We start from the raw sequence: 15,409 nt of genomic DNA on the forward strand, positions 1-15,409 counted from the left end.
GCGATAATTCAAGCGGTGCGCATCCTTATGATAAGGATGCGCACCGCTTTGGTGTGTGGATAAAGGGTGGCAAAATAAAACCCCGAAACCATAAGAGACGCTTGTATAAGTGCGAGGTATGTTCTAAGTTTTCTGAGGTCTAAGAGAAGGGTAAATATTTTAAAATATTAATTAATTTTAATAACACAAGGAAATACAGTTAATTGTTTGGGTTAGAAATGAGTATGCGTTAAAGGGTCTATTTATTGCTCTTAGCATAAAAAGAGCCACAGGGAGGGGAAAATTCCTGAAAAATACCGTCAGTGTGTGAGAGAGTTGAAAACCAGTCAATAATCACCGGCAGAAAGGATAGGCGTATGATCGCCAAGAAGACTTCCGCTTTTGTATCTCTGGCTGTTGCGGGCATGGTGGCGCTGAGCGCCTGTGGCTCGGACAATTCTAACGGCTCCTCCTCAAGCTCTTCCGCGGGAAGCGGTGCGTCCGGTTCCGCATCGGCAAACTCTTCAGCTTCCGCTTCCGGCGGCTCAGACTCCTCGAACGCTAGCGGTGGCGCCAGCGGCGATGCTTCGGCAAACTCCAGTGCCGGTTCTGATGCTAGCGGCGGTGCAGACTCGGAGAAGGGGTCTGGTAGCGGATCTAGCGACGGCGCGGGGTCGGAGGATAAATCTGGTTCCGATTCTGGCTCACAATCAGGCAACGAGGGCGGCTCCGGTGGAGGCTCGGGTGCTGAAGGCGGTGGCGGCGCTCAGGGTGGCGCACAATCGGGCAGCGGTGATGGATCAGGCGGCGGAGCGAACGGTTCTGGCGCTGAGGGTGGCGGTGGTGCCCAGGGTGGCACCGCTCCTAACTCTGGTGGCGGTGCTGCTGGCGCTGACGGTAGCGGCGCACAGGGTGGTGGCGCCAATGGCGCTCCCGGATCTGAGGGATACGTTCTGGTCTCGGAAGACGGCTCTTGGACTGCTACTGAACCCGACGGCGATACGGTTACGGTCTACTACGATGGCTCTTGGACTAGGACCGACGCTTCCGATGGTCACACCGATCTGGTGGGCATCGACGGCTCCTGGGTTAAGAACGAAGGCAATACGGTGACGGCTGTGCAGTACAACGGCGCCTACAATGTGATGGTTAACGGTCAGGCTACGTCCGAAAAACCCACCGACCTGCCGGATCTTCCCGTGGTTCCCAATACTCCGGGAGCGGCAACTCCTAAAACGCCTCTCAACCCGACCACTGCGGGCTAGTACCTGCGGGCAGCTGTGAGGCGGCTGTGTAATCTGGCGCGCATCCTTAGTTTTTGAGGATGCGCGCCTTATTTCTGCTAAAAATACGGAAGATATAAATATGATGGGGGAATTTAACCGTTGGATATGCAATTAAACTACATAATTTTATGCACGCCATTTCGCAAATATTTATGGAAATGCAATGTATTTACGGCTCATAGCATAAAAACGTTCCGTACCTGGGATAAATCCCTGAAAAATAGTTTAGGTGTGTGAGAGGGTGGGTTTTGAACCAACAATTACCGGCAGAAAGGATAGGCGTATGATCGCCAAGAAGACTTCTGTTTTTGTGTCCCTGGCTGTTGCTGGTGTGGTGGCGCTGAGTGCATGTGGCTCTGGCAGCTCTGGTGGTGACTCCTCCTCAAGCTCATCCTCAGCATCTACATCGTCAAGTTCGTCAGCCTCGCAGGGATCCGTGACCACGGACAACGGCGGCACATCAGGCGACTCCGGTTCAGGCGGTGGCGCTGGCGGCGGCTCAGGCGCAGAAAATAATTCTGGCGGCGGCTCACAGATGGAGAATGGCGGCGGATCCGGCGGCGGCACTGGTTCAGAGCCTTCAGCGGGCGGCAACATGCAGACTGGTGAGAGCGGAACCGGTGGCCACATGCAGACGAAGCCCGGCAGTGAAGGTGGAGCCCGTATGGATAACCCGCCGGAGGAACAACAGCAACAACAGCCCCAGCAAGGGCAGCAACAGCAGCAGCCTCAGCAGGGACAGCAGCAGCCTCAGCAACAGCAAAAGCAGTAACCTGAGGCATTCGCCCCTCTGCGGCGGTATGCTGCCGCCGAAACAGGCGAGTTTCGGCGTATCTGTGCATATGGCGCGCATCCTTGAACGTGAGGATGCGCGCCATTGTGGCGTTCAAAACGTTAACCAGCCGAACATGTCACATCTTCGCCGTGAAATACCTGGTCAGCTGACAAACCGGTAGAATGTGGGATATTGACAGGTTGCGGGTACGCCCGCATATGACGACTACGAGCGAGGGGGCGGAACATGCACACACGCGCAAAGACGCGCCATCATGCCCGCCTTTTCGCCGTCAAAGACTGTGCCGAGCGGAAATCATCGTTGCGTGAGGTACAGTCAGCAACCGTTGCCGCCCGAGGTGCCCGTGTGATGCGTGCCTGGCTTATCTCGGCATCTGCGGTTCTGCTGGGTTCGGCAGGGCATACTCTCGCCGGAGGCGGTGCCGCGCATCCGATGATTCTTGCGCTTTGCACCGCGTTAGGGGCGCTCGCCGCTCTGGGACTTCTAGCGCTACTCGAACGTATAACGCGCTCACGGCAGCGAGCCCTCTACCTGGGCACTGCAGCAGGCGCTCTCACGGTACAAACCCTGCTCCACGGTGTTTTCAACCTATCCCACGGATCCGCTCAGGCGGTGCATCGTGTGGCGGCACTGCAAGGAAACCACGCGCACGGTCATGCACATGCGCCCGGAACATCCCTCGCCCTTGAACACGGGAATGGGCTCAGTCACGCCGTCGCCCAGCACGCTACCGGCACTATGATCGGGGTGCACGCTCTTGCAGCCCTGCTAAGCCTTATACTTTTGCACCGTGGTGAACGTGCCCTCGCGCAGGCATTGTGGGCTCTGCACTGTTATCTGAATACACGTTTGCAGTCCGCTCTGCGCATTCCGGTGCTGGCACCGCTTCCTGTCTTTCCCCGTATATACGGACGTTTTGTCATATCCGTTTATCTTCGTCGGCTGATGCTGGCGTTCTCCCGCGTGGAGCGAGGACCGCCTGCAGTCCTGGGAAACCCCGCGTAACCCCAACCATCGCCCGTGCTACGAGTCTGCCCACCGGCTGGCTTGTGTGAGTGTTATACACCTTCCTCGACTAAAACCGAGCGTGAAGGTGCATGCGGCATGGGCAATCGATGCAGATAAAGGATTTACACATATGCGCACCATGATGCGTACCCTGACAGCGGTTTTGCTCGCCAGCCTGATGCTTTTCGGCGGTGCCGCAGCGCAGGCGCATGACGAACTGGTTTCTTCCGACCCCGCCGCGAACGCAACTTTGACGCAGGCACCTACCGAGCTGAACCTGACCTACAGCGCGAACCTCATGAATATTGAGGGCGGAAACCGCGTGCGCGTGGTCGATTCGACCGGCGCATCCGTAGCTGAAGGCGAACCACAGGTGAAGGGAACGACCGTCACCCAGCCGCTCAAGATCAAGGATGCGAGCGCCGACGAGACTTATACCGTCACCTGGCGCGTAGTCTCCTCGGACGGGCACCCTATTCAGGGAACCTATACGTTCAGCGTTGGCGCAGGTAAAGCCGCAGCACCCTCGCAGGATGCGGGCACTGGCGAATCTTCGCAGGCTGCAGCTGATACCCAGAACTCCACTAAGTCAGATTCCGGTTCCGGGGTGAATTGGTGGTTGATTGGCGGCGGTGTAGGTGTCTTCGTCGTGCTGGCCGTGGGGATTCTCGCCCTGCTCAAAAAACGTTCCGCATAATACCTTGTACGTTCGTGACGTACTGGGCAGCTTCCGGACGTCACGCCCATTGGCAGGCGCCGCATCGGGATCTTCCCGCAGATTGCGGCACGTGCGATTAAAAGTCGCAGAATAATCGAACGCCGCGAACTGTCGCATGTGCCTGCCGAAGAATTATTCGCACACACAGGCGGGTTTTACCGCCAGAAAAGAGTAAAAGATCATGAAAAAATTTCAGGCTCACCACAAGCTGATGGCTTTGAGCTCCGTAGCTCTCGCCGGGATTCTTACCCTGAACGCTTGTGGCTCTACCAACACGAACTCTGATTCGAGCGCATCCGCAACGAGCTCTTCCAGCGCAGCGGCAAGCGGTTCGGCACAGTCGTCTTCAGGCCCGATCAAGATTGAGAACACCTGGGCTAAGGCAACCGACGGTGGTATGACCGGCGTTTTCGGCAAGATTACCAATACCAGCGATCACGATGTGAAGGTCGTCTCAGCAACCTCGACTGCGACCGATGAAGTGCAGCTGCACACCACGGTTAAGGATACCAACGGAAGCACCAAGATGCAGCAGGTGCAGGAATTTACGGTGAAAGCGGGGGAGACCCTGGAACTGAAGCCCGGAGGCAACCACATTATGCTGATGGGTCTGAACTGCTCGCTCTCGGCGGGTGCCAGCACCACGGTAAACCTCAAGACTGAGGACGGCGCAACCCTGGAGTTCAAGCCTGAGGCACGCGACTACTCTGGCGCTAAGGAAGAATATCAGGGCGATGCACAGTCCACCGGCTCGGCTTCTGCGGATGCATCTGCATCAGCTTCGGGTGACTCCCATGACGGACACGAGCACAGCCACGAGCATGGTCACGGGGATGGCGAGCACTCTGATCATGAGCATAGTCATGGGGATGGTGAACACTCCGATCATGAACATGGTACGCATGAACACGGTGAGCACAGCGACCACGACCATATGAGCGGCGAAGCCTCGGGGAGCGCATCCGCAAAACCGCAGTGTAAGTAGCCGCAGCGCTCGGCAACGGATGTTTTGAACACATCCACCGAGCCTATGCAGGATGCGCGGTGTACAAAACCGCAACATTTGGGGGACTGGCACCGCGCATCCTGCCCCACTCAACTGAGGCGCCGATAGCGCGCATGAGAGATAGCCGCAGGCATAGAGGAATGAAAGATTATGACGGCGGAGAATGACAAGATGGGTACCCCGCAGCCTCCGCATGAGCCTTCTTCGACGGAGGCCAACGAGCCGCAGGAGGGTACCGCCGGGATGTCTGAAGGATCGGCAGTTACGGACTCTGAACGGCATCAAGACACCCGGTCTGCGGAATCCCCCGGGGTGCGTCGCCGTACCGCGCTCGCCGGTGCTTTCCTGGGGATGGGCGCCGGTGTTGCCGTTGGGGCTGGCGCGCGCGGTCTGATAGCGCCGGGGCATGAAACGGGTGCGCACGAGACTGTACCAGCGCAGCAGGCGCTGACCACTCAAACCGTAAATTTTTACGGCGATAAGCAGGCCGGGATTATGACCCCGGCACAGGCTCATGCGCGTTTTATTGCTCTTGATCTGAACGATGGGCTGGATGCTTCCGGGGTGCAGCGTCTGTTGAGGATCTTGACCTCCGATGCGGCCGCCCTGACTATGGGGGTGACTCCGCTGACGGATCAGGAACCTGAGCTTGTGCAGGCTCCCGCACATTTGACTATCACATTCGGGTTTGGCGAAAAGATTTTTGATATTGTGGCACCCGCCAAAAAACCGGCGTGGCTTAAACCTCTCCCAGCGTTCCCGAAGATCGACCAACTGCAGCAGAAGTGGAACGGCGGTGATCTGCTCCTGCAGATTTGTGGAGATAATCTGCTGACGGTCTCGCATGCCCAGCGGATGCTCACCAAAGACACCCGCTCCTTTGGGCGTATCCGTTGGGTGCAAGAGGGCTTTCTGAGCGCCTTCGGTACCGGTCAGGGCACTCCGCGTAATCTCTTCGGCCAGGTAGACGGCACCGTGAACCCGGTCGAAGACCCTCACGAGACACCCGGGCGCGGCGGCGGGTCGGCACACGAGATCGTGTGGGGCGAGGGGAGCGCTGAGCAGAACTTCCCGCAGGCCTGGGAAGCGGGCGGTACCTCCGTGGTGATTAGGCGCATCCATATGAATCTGGATACCTGGGATGAGGTCGATACCCCCGCTCGCGAAGACGCTATCGGGCGTAAACTCTCTAACGGCGCGCCTTTGACTGGCAATGATGAATTTGATGATCCCGACTTTGATAAGCTCGATAACCTGGGCTTTGAGGTCATTGCCCCGTATGCGCATATTCGCCGGGCGCACGGCACAGAGCTTGAGAAGAAGCCGTGGGAGCGCATCCTGCGGCGCGGCTATAACTATGACGAACCGGTCTTCAACGCCTCAGGGTTCTCAGAACACGGGCAGATCAGCGGCGGCATTTCGGATGCGGGGCTGATTTTCGTGGCCTACCAGGCAGACCCGGTGGCGCAGTTTGTGCCTATTCAGAAACGGCTTGAACAACTGGATATGCTTAACACATGGACGGTTCCGGTGGGATCAGCCGTGTTCGCAATTCCTGCCGGGGTACGTGAGGAAGGCGGGTATATCGGCGAAAGCCTCTTCACTTAGCCGCCCAAGATTTACGCGCATACTTAATATGCACCATATATGCACCATCGCACGCACCACAGATGAAAAAGAACTATGGCTACTACGTCTTCACAACCGCAGAAAACCGAGGCTGGCCCTCAGCGCGCCTCCGTGCGCCCCGGGCTGTCCGCGCCCTGGATTACCGCCTATGTAGGGGTCGGTCTGCTGACTCTGCTGGTCTCGTTAAGGCTAACCCTGGCGAACTCGGCGACTGAACTTGCCGATGCTGGTGGTTTTGTACGCTGGGCGCTGCCTATTTCCGAGGTTATTCATAATTTCTCGATGGCGACGACCATGGGTGCGCTGATCTTCGCGATGGGCATTATTCCCCGCTATGCAGCCGATGCCGCCGGAACACGCCGTGGCAAGCGCACCACGAAAAACGCCGTCGATAAAGAGTACAAACCATTTGCCGATGTGCTGAACCTTGCCGCCGCCTCCGCCGTGCTGTGGACTCTCGCAGCGCTTGCCGTTCTGATTCTTTCCTATGCCGATATTTCGGGGCGACCCATTGGCTCTGGCACCGATTACGCTAGTGAGCTCATCAGTTATATCACCACCTTAGATGCGGGCAAAGAAAAAGGTATGACCGTCGTGGTCGCCGTCGTGGTCGCCACCGCCTGTTTCGGGGTGCGCTCGCTTATGGGACTGTTTTTCATCTTCATGATCTCGCTCGTCGGTATCGCGGATATGGCGCTTTCGGGGCATTCCTCAGGCGGGCAGGACCATATGGGCGCTGTCAACTCCCTGGGATTGCACCTGTTAGGGGTGAGTATCTGGTGCGGTGGGCTGATCGCGCTGGCGTTTATCTCGCGCGGTATTTCGGGTAAGGATGCGGGCACCGGCACCATTGTTGAGGCACACCGTGGCGAACAAACGGCGGCGTCTCGTCGCGTGCCGATGGCCCAGGCGGTACTGCGCCGCTACTCGCTGCTTGCCCTCATCGGGTTCATTCTCGTGCTGCTCTCGGGTATTACGAACGCCGGGGTGCGCATGTCGTCGTGGCGGGATTTAGGTACCGACTACGGCAAGATTGTGCTGCTTAAACTGGGGTTAACGCTTCTGCTCGGGGTAATCGGGGCAGCGCATCGGCTTTATCTGATTCCCGCGCTCTCTGCCGGTAAGATGAGCGGCACGCGTGCCCTGTGGAGCGCCATCTCTGCTGAGCTCGTGATCATGGGGGCAGCCTCCGGACTGGGGGCTTCGCTCTCACGTACACCGCCGCCGGTTCCGGAAACTCTCGCGCCGGATGCCACGCCGGTGCGCATTATCACCTGGTACGATATGCCGCCCGAACCGCATTTTCAGCGCTGGTTCACCGAGTGGCGCTGGGACTGGTTCTGGGTTGCCGTGCTCGGGTATTTGGCGATTGTATATCTGTGGGCGTTCGTGAAAGTACGTCGTGCGGGTGACTCTTGGCCCGTGATGCGCGCCGTCTCCTGGATGTTAGGGCTGCTCGTGCTGAACTACATCACCTCCGGTCCGCCCGCCGTATATTCGCGTGTGCTGTTTTCGGTGCACATGTTTGAGCATATGGTGCTCACCATGATCGTGCCGATTCTGCTCGTATTGGGCGCGCCCGTAACGCTGCTGCTTAAGGCGCTGGAGCCGCGCCAAGACGGTACGCGAGGCCCTCGTGAGTGGATTTTGCGCATCGTGCATTCGGGGTGGTCGAAAGTTGTTACACACCCTATTTTTGCCGCTGTCAACTTTGCAGGGTCGATTATTATCGTTTATTTCACGCCGCTTTTCGGGGTGATGCTGCGGTACCATATCGGGCACGAATTCATGATGATTCACTTTACGCTCACGGGCTATGCCTTCATGCTGGTGCTTATTGGTATTGACCCGATTCCACACCGCCCTCAGTACCCTATGCGTCTGATTATGCTGATCGCCACCCTGGGGTACCACGCCTTCGTAGGTATTTCGATCATGAACTCCAAGGCGCTCTTGGAAGCTTCTTGGTTCGGCAATCTGGGGCGCACCTGGGGTCTGTCGGCGTTGGATGATCAAAAGATGGGCGGCGCGCTCATGTGGGGTATCGGCGAAATCCCAACCATGATCGTGGCGATCGCGGTGGGTTTCCAATGGTCTATGGCAGATAAGAAACTTGCCGCACGCATTGACCGGCAGGCCGACCGCGACGGGGATGCCGAGCTGACCGCCTACAACGAGATGTTTGAGCGCCTGCATGAAGAGGACGCGCGCCACGGCTCCTAAACGGCTCTCATTCATTTGCTCTTCCAAGCCCCTCGCGAACGCGGTCAAGCTACCTTCGTAGTTAAGCTTTGTCACCGTGGCCGCGTGTGGTGTACCCGCAGCAAAGCTTTTGAACCCGGCCGTTGCCGAACATACTCGTGGTGTAAAAATAAAGGGCGTAGGGGATCCCCAGAGGGACACCCCTACGCCACATAAGACAGGGTATCGGCAGATGAAGCCGTTCGTTATGACTTGAGCGAGTATTCGATGCCGTCGAGCAGAATGGTCATTTTATGCCGCAGCCACTCTAAGGGATCCGAGGTCACCGAATCCCGCAGAATAGTCCGAATCTCTTGACGCTCGGCGGAAGCACCTGGGTCTTGGAAAGACTGCAGGTCGGTTGAGGTGCGCTGCATCTGGTGCTGAATTTCTTCACGTCCAGCGCCGGTTTCAGCAATAAACGCATCGCTGTGTTCAACGCTTCGTCTGCTGTCGATAACCATATCCAGCAGCATATCGCAGGTGAGAACGGCCTTCTTTGCCGAAAAACCTTGTTTGATGAGAATCACACAAAGCTCTTCGAAAAAGTATGTAGCAATGGGGGGAACGATGCCGCGTGCCACTTCGGTTGCCGCGCCCGGGTATTTCTCAAGGCTGTGCCACGTATTGAGGGCATGTGCAGTCAGAACCTCACGCCAGGGACCTTCAAAGGAAGGAACCTCAATACCGGAATAGGCATATTCGAGTCCCATACGTACCAGTTCGTCGCGGTCCGGTGCGTAGCGATATAGGGTGGTTTCCCCTACCCCTAGACGGTCACGAACGGCGGCAAACGTGAGATTGGCAAAGCCTACGTCTAAAACGGTTTTGGCAATCTGCTCACGGGTTAGGCTTGGGGGACGTCCACGGCGGGCTTTGGGTTGGGTCATGGTTGGTTTCCTTGCACGGTGATTGCATATTCATATCTGATAATAGGTCTTTACGAGGCGGAATAAAAATAGCAGTTTGCCCGGGTATCTCAGGGTGAGACAAGAATGAAAATTCTTGTCACCTGATCAAAAAGTCGCAGATGCACTCGCCTCGCAGCGTCGCGAGAGCAAGGTTTGCGGGTCCTTCCCCCGAAAAACCGCCTCAAAAACGGTGTGTAGCACTCGGCGCTGGTTAATAAATCAAGCCTTGCCTTATTTATTAGTATGGGTTAGCTTAAGATTACGGGCATTGTGTGGTCCGACCATAACTGTGAATGAACACACACCATACTTTTGCGTTATATCGCGGTATATGACGCTTTGAACCTCGTATAGCAATGAAGCGGCAACCCCGCAGAAAGAAGGCGCCCCATGGTACAACGTCAGTTCCCCAAGCCCAGCGAACTCAAAGAATTTATGACGTTCAAGAAGCCCAGCCTGGACTTCGCCGGGAACCGCCTCGAAAAAGCCCTCACCATTTATGATCTGCGCAAGATCGCCAAACGCCGCACCCCAGCTGCCGCTTTTGACTATACCGATGGCGCTGCCGAAGGCGAGTTCTCTATGAACCGCGCACGCCAGGCCTTCGAGGATATCGAGTTTCACCCCGGCGTGCTCACAGATGTTTCGACCGTAGACACCACTACCGAGGTCTTAGGCGGTACCTCTGCCATGCCTTTCGGTATCGCTCCCACCGGCTTCACCCGCCTCATGCAGACCGAGGGTGAGATCGCTGGCGCCGGTGCAGCAGGTGCCGCGGGCATCCCCTTCACCCTGTCTACTCTAGGCACTACCAGCATTGAGGATGTGCGCGCCGCAGACCCTAACGGCCGCCTCTGGTTCCAGCTGTATGTCATGCGTGAGCGCGAAATCTCCTACGGGCTGGTAGAACGCGCCGCCAAGGCAGGATTCGATACGCTCTTCTTCACCGTGGATACACCCGTTGCTGGCGCTCGCCTGCGCGATAAGCGCAATGGTTTCTCTATTCCTCCGCATCTGACGATGAAGACCCTGCTGAACGCGATTCCGCGCCCCTGGTGGTGGTTTGACTTCCTGACCACGCCCAAGCTGGAATTCGCCTCGCTCTCCTCGACCGGCGGCACCGTGGGCGAGCTTCTGGATAACGCGATGGACCCCTCCATCAACTATGAAGACCTGAAGATTATCCGTGAAATGTGGCCCGGCAAGATCGTGATTAAGGGCGTGCAGAACCTCGAAGATTCTAAGAAACTCGCCGATCTGGGTGTGGACGGCATTCTGCTCTCTAACCACGGCGGTCGTCAGCTGGACCGTGCGCCCGTACCTTTCCACCTGCTCCCGGAGGTTGTGCGCGAGGTCGGTAACGACGTTGAGGTGATGGTCGATACCGGCATTATGAACGGTGCCGATATTGTCGCCTCTATGGCGCTGGGCGCGAAGTTCACCCTGATCGGGCGCGCCTACCTGTACGGGCTTATGGCCGGTGGCCGCCGCGGCGTGGACCGGACCATTGAGATTCTTTCCGACGAGGTGCGCCGCACCATGAAGCTGCTTCAGGTGCACAACATTGCCGAACTTGAGCCCAAGCACGTGACCCAGCTGCGCCGCCTGCAGCCGATCCCGAAGGCGTAAGTTCTAAACCTGATAACCTCCCTTTCGCTAGGGGATGATAAAAGGCTCTTGAGGTGAATACGGCGGAGTTTCTAACACTTCGTTCACCTCAAGGGCTTTTTAGTATGCGCATGGGGTAAAACCTAGGGTGATGTCTTCGCTTCTATGACAGAATATGACGGCGTATTGCGGGACGAGTTCATAAACTTTTACCGCCCGGTGAACATGCCCGCACCGCTGGCATAATAGGGTGAAACGAGCGCACCCTGTTACTAAGCGGGGTCTGGGCGCGAAACCATAGGGGAGAGAATCGTGATCGAAACCAGCAACCAGCATACCGGGCAGAAAACCGTGCGCGTGCGCGCCAGCGAACTGATCGGACGATCCTGGCTCAACACCGGCGAGAAGAGCCTAGACCTGCAGACTCTTCGCGGCAAAATCGTGATCCTCGACTTCTGGACCCTGTGCTGCATTAACTGCCTGCACGTACTCGACGAGCTGCGCCCCCTCGAAGAAGAATTCTCGGATGTGCTCGTCACCGTGGGCGTGCACAGCCCCAAATTCGAGCATGAGGCAGACCCGGTAGCGCTCGCCGCAGCCGTAGACCGCTACGACATCAAACACCCCGTACTCGACGACCCCGAACTCACCACCTGGCAGGCCTACACCGCCCGCGCCTGGCCCACGCTCGTGGTCATCGACCCCGAAGGTTATATTGTGGCGCATCTATCCGGGGAGGGACACGTGCAGGGGCTTACCTCACTCGTGCGTGAGCTCGTTGCCGAACACGAGAAAAAAGGTACCCTGCACCGTGGCGACGGCCCCTATGTACCCCGACCCAAAACCGAGGGAACATTCGCTTTCCCGGGGAAGGCTATTGAACTCCCCACAGAGTTCGGGCCCAAAAACCTGTTCGGCACCGGCTCACGCACCTACCTGGTGTCCGATACCGCTAGGCACCGCATCCTGCAGGTCGCCGAAGACCTCAACACGGTGCTGGCAACCTACGGCGGGGGAGAGGGTGGCGATAAAGGCTACGCCGACGGAATCGGAACCACCGCACGCTTTAACGAACCGCAAGGGCTTGCCCTGGTACCCGCCGAACTCCGCGAAAAACTTGGGTACGATGTGCTGATTACTGACACTGTGAATCACCGGCTGCGCTCGCTGAACCTGCGCACGGGCGAGGTTCGTACCCTTGCGGGCAACGGCGTGCAGCGCGTTATTGATGGAGATAATGCCGTCACGGGCAACGCAAACCATATCCCCGCAGATGCGCCCGCCACCGCTGTAGCCCTCTCATCCCCGTGGGATGCGGTCTACTCGCGTGAAGCCGGGCAGTTCGTGATCGCGATGGCTGGCACCCACCAGCTCTTCGGCTACGACCCCGTTTCTGAAACCATCAGCATTTTTGCGGGCGCCGGGGTTGAAGGGCTGCAGGACGGTACCGCCGAGGATGCATGGTTTGCCCAACCCTCCGGCATTATCGAGGCGCGTGACGGCAGTCTGTGGGTAGCCTGCTCGGAAACCAGCGGGCTGCGCCACGTAACCTTTACGCGGGATGAGCACGGGCACCAGAGCGTACAGGTGACTTCTGCCGTAGGGCTGGGTCTGTTCGATTTCGGGTTCGTGGACGGCGACTCGCAGACCTCTCGTATGCAGCATCCGCTGGGACTTGCAGAGCTTCCCGACGGTTCTATCGCAGTGGCAGACACCTATAACGGTGCGATTCGCCGCTGGGATCCTGCCGCGAAGGAACTGAGCACCTTGCAGCGCGGACTCGCCGAACCTGCCGACCTCCTGGTGGAGCATAGTCCGGGCGAGGACCCCCGCCTGATAATCGTGGAAACCAATGCGCACCAGTTAGTGCGTGCCGCAATTCCGGCGCAGGCGCAAAAAGTGGACGAAGGCGCGATCACAACCGCCCGACCCGCCACGAAACTCACCGGCGGAACCCTTAAATTCACCTCGCGGTTTACCGTGCCGACCGGGCAGAAACTCGATACCCGCTGGGGAGACCCGACCCAGCTGAAAATCTCATCCACCCCCGAAAACTTCCTGCTGGACGGTGCCGGTACCTCCCAAGGGCTCAGCCGTACCCTCGTGCTCAACCCCGAAATTCAGGAGGCGGTGCTGCACATTACCGCCCGCGCCGCCGCCTGCGACGGCACCCCCGACGGCGATATTCCCGAGCACGCCGCATGCCACCTATACCAGCAGGACTGGGGTATTCCGGTCATCGTCACCGGTGATGCAGCGGATGAGAGCGAACTCGTGCTGGATTTGCGAGGGATTAACTAAGCTAGGGTAAGAGCTTTCAGAAGCTCACGTGCACCGCCGTGCCGTTGCTGACGTTCACTGTCGGTTTGATGGTAAACGGAACTTCCTTCTCAAAGGGCTGCCGCTCGCCCGTGTACAGGTCAAGCTGCGTGAAGGAGACCTTGACCTTGCCCTGCGCCTGGTCAGCGCTCCATTCGCCATTCGCGGTGACCGTCACGTGTGGATGCGGATATTCCGTGACCGACCAGGTCACCTCGCCATCCACGCGCCCGGGGAAAGTGTACTCGAAGGGGCAGCCGCTCGGGTAGAGAGTCTTTTGCTCGGTGCAGGAATTTACGTAATCCTCCACCTGATGCTGCACGGATTCTCGGGCCTGATCGCTCGCCTTCAAATCGAGCGTGACCTGCGAATTTGCGTCCGCTGAGAGTACCTTTTGCGAGTACGGCTGTGCGGTATACACCGTCGAATCATAAGAAATGGAATAGTTTCCGGGGTAGAGTACCGGGAACGTTGCCTCACCGTCATCAACCGCAACCTTGCGGGTGTTCACGGTCGCCGCCTGCACGCCCTTAATCGAAACCTTCAGCTCGGGCAACTCGCCGGGTTCAATCTCCCACCGCGGAAAAAGACCCCAGTGATCGCCCACATGACGCAGTCTGAAATCGGTGTGTTCCTGTGCGCCGTCCAAGGTGTAGGAGGCTCGCACCGTCGCATGCTCGCCGTCACCGCTGCTTTCCACTACCTCATAGGTAATATTAGACAGCCCCGAAACCGACTTCTTCAGAACCTCACCATCGAGAAGAGAACCGTCGCCCTCAGGTACCCGCGCCCCCAAAATACCGAGCGCATGCGAACCATTACCGTCCTGCAGCGCTCTAAAATACTCCTGAACTTGACCCGTGGGGGTGTACACCAGCCGATTCAGAGCAAAGAGCGCGCCAAAAGCAAGGGTTACCGACACGAAAACGCCGATAACCCAGGTAGCTAGAACCCGTTCCACGGGAGAAAATTTATGCATGATTACAGCGTACCGCACCGCGCGGGCGCACCTGACACCGGGCAGAATTATGTACCCGCACGAACCCTCAGGTTTGACACTGCGGGGCGAAAATCTTAGCGTCGAGCAGGTGCGCCCGCTAAAGTGGTGTGTATGGCAGAACGCGCACACGAAATTCCCGCCAAATATGGCGATGTTCTAGAACTCTTTCACCCCCGCATGCGATCCTACGGCAGGCGCATCGAGGCGGCGCTTCCGGGAACCATCACCCTCGTCGCCGCGATCGCATTCTTAGCGTATAAACGCCCCGCCTTGCCATACCTGGTGCTGGTGCTTATTATCTGTTTTTTCGCGGGTCTAAGCCTGTATTCGGTGCTTAAACCCACGATCGTGGCAATCACCAAAACCCATGTACTCCGCGCCCGAATCTTCGGCTGGCATGCGGTAGAACGTAAAGATATGGACCACACGATCTTCGTGGAAAAGCTCTACGGCAAGAAAGCACATGGGCAAGACCTCAGCAACGTTGTTGCCAAGCTCAAGTACCGCAGCTTCCCGAGCATGTGGGCGCTGGATAAGCAGGGAAAGTCTCTTCTTCGCCTCGACGGTCGCGTGTGGGATGCCAAGACTATGTCTACGGTGGCCTCGAAACTTTCCGACCAGACCACGGTCTATAAAAAAGCGAACGTTCTCGATATTGACCGGCTGCACCACGGTCTGATTACCTTCACCGAACTGCACCCCGGCTGGAAATCCGCCACTATGGCAATTCTCGCAGTACTTATCGTGGCTATATTGGGCGGCGCCGCAATCCTGCCCGAAGACATGGCACGTTCAATCCACCTGATCCCCTAGAGGCTATGATTCCCGCGTTCTGCACGGGGCGGAAAGAGAAAAAATGCGGTGGTGCGCATCCTACACAAAACCAGGATGCGCACCACCGCTTTTAC

12 protein-coding genes are annotated in these 15,409 nt (G+C 57.7%); 10 read left to right on the forward strand and 2 right to left on the reverse strand.

Features of this window, described 5'->3' with window-relative positions; genetic code table 11:
- Positions 1 to 356: 356 nt before the first annotated feature.
- The 7 genes from HMPREF2804_RS03080 (at position 357) to HMPREF2804_RS03110 (ending at position 8,645) form a co-directional block, all read left to right on the forward strand.
- Positions 357 to 1,244, forward strand: a complete 888-nt coding sequence (locus HMPREF2804_RS03080; RefSeq protein ID WP_070536345.1) for a hypothetical protein — start codon at positions 357 to 359, stop codon at positions 1,242 to 1,244.
- A 304-nt stretch (positions 1,245 to 1,548) separates the two neighbouring features.
- Positions 1,549 to 2,037 (forward strand): hypothetical protein, encoded by a 489-nt coding sequence (locus HMPREF2804_RS03085; protein WP_013398497.1) that lies wholly within the window; start codon positions 1,549 to 1,551, stop codon positions 2,035 to 2,037.
- Between the two features lie 249 nt (positions 2,038 to 2,286).
- Complete coding sequence (locus HMPREF2804_RS03090) at positions 2,287 to 3,066, forward strand: hypothetical protein (RefSeq protein WP_070627244.1); 780 nt, start codon at positions 2,287 to 2,289, stop codon at positions 3,064 to 3,066.
- A 46-nt stretch (positions 3,067 to 3,112) separates the two neighbouring features.
- Positions 3,113 to 3,766 carry a copper resistance CopC family protein gene (locus HMPREF2804_RS03095; protein ID WP_246824109.1) on the forward strand — a complete coding sequence of 218 codons (654 nt, stop codon included), beginning with the start codon at positions 3,113 to 3,115 and terminating at the stop codon, positions 3,764 to 3,766.
- Between the two features lie 202 nt (positions 3,767 to 3,968).
- On the forward strand, positions 3,969 to 4,772 hold the full coding sequence (locus tag HMPREF2804_RS03100; RefSeq protein ID WP_070627247.1) for a copper chaperone PCu(A)C: 804 nt from the start codon (positions 3,969 to 3,971) through the stop codon (positions 4,770 to 4,772).
- A 171-nt stretch (positions 4,773 to 4,943) separates the two neighbouring features.
- The gene (locus HMPREF2804_RS03105; protein ID WP_368664728.1) at positions 4,944 to 6,401 is read left to right on the forward strand and encodes a Dyp-type peroxidase; all 1,458 of its coding nucleotides are present in this window, start codon (positions 4,944 to 4,946) and stop codon (positions 6,399 to 6,401) included.
- A 75-nt stretch (positions 6,402 to 6,476) separates the two neighbouring features.
- Positions 6,477 to 8,645, forward strand: coding sequence for a bifunctional copper resistance protein CopD/cytochrome c oxidase assembly protein (locus HMPREF2804_RS03110; RefSeq protein ID WP_070627250.1), 2,169 nt, complete (start codon positions 6,477 to 6,479; stop codon positions 8,643 to 8,645).
- A 224-nt stretch (positions 8,646 to 8,869) separates the two neighbouring features.
- Here HMPREF2804_RS03110 and HMPREF2804_RS03115 read toward each other — a convergent pair whose 3' ends face one another.
- Entirely contained in the window at positions 8,870 to 9,553 is a 684-nt protein-coding gene (locus HMPREF2804_RS03115; protein ID WP_004005982.1) for a TetR/AcrR family transcriptional regulator, read from the reverse strand.
- Positions 9,554 to 9,964: 411 nt separating this feature from the next.
- Here HMPREF2804_RS03115 and HMPREF2804_RS03120 point away from each other — a divergent pair, with 411 nt between their 5' ends.
- Both HMPREF2804_RS03120 and HMPREF2804_RS03125 read left to right on the forward strand, forming a co-directional pair.
- Positions 9,965 to 11,203 (forward strand): alpha-hydroxy acid oxidase, encoded by a 1,239-nt coding sequence (locus HMPREF2804_RS03120; RefSeq protein ID WP_070450113.1) that lies wholly within the window; start codon positions 9,965 to 9,967, stop codon positions 11,201 to 11,203.
- Between the two features lie 291 nt (positions 11,204 to 11,494).
- Positions 11,495 to 13,483, forward strand: a complete 1,989-nt coding sequence (locus HMPREF2804_RS03125) for an NHL domain-containing thioredoxin family protein (protein WP_070450110.1) — start codon at positions 11,495 to 11,497, stop codon at positions 13,481 to 13,483.
- Positions 13,484 to 13,499: 16 nt separating this feature from the next.
- On the opposite strand, the gene HMPREF2804_RS03130 is transcribed toward HMPREF2804_RS03125, so the two are convergent.
- The gene (locus tag HMPREF2804_RS03130) at positions 13,500 to 14,480 is read right to left on the reverse strand and encodes a zinc ribbon domain-containing protein (RefSeq protein WP_070450165.1); all 981 of its coding nucleotides are present in this window, start codon (positions 14,478 to 14,480) and stop codon (positions 13,500 to 13,502) included.
- Between the two features lie 132 nt (positions 14,481 to 14,612).
- Here HMPREF2804_RS03130 and HMPREF2804_RS03135 point away from each other — a divergent pair, with 132 nt between their 5' ends.
- Entirely contained in the window at positions 14,613 to 15,314 is a 702-nt protein-coding gene (locus tag HMPREF2804_RS03135; protein ID WP_004005986.1) for a hypothetical protein, read from the forward strand.
- Positions 15,315 to 15,409: the final 95 nt, after the last annotated feature.

Origin of the sequence: Rothia sp. HMSC065G12 (assembly GCF_001811455.1) — a bacterium.
GTDB classification, from domain to species: Bacteria; Actinomycetota; Actinomycetes; order Actinomycetales; family Micrococcaceae; genus Rothia; species Rothia dentocariosa.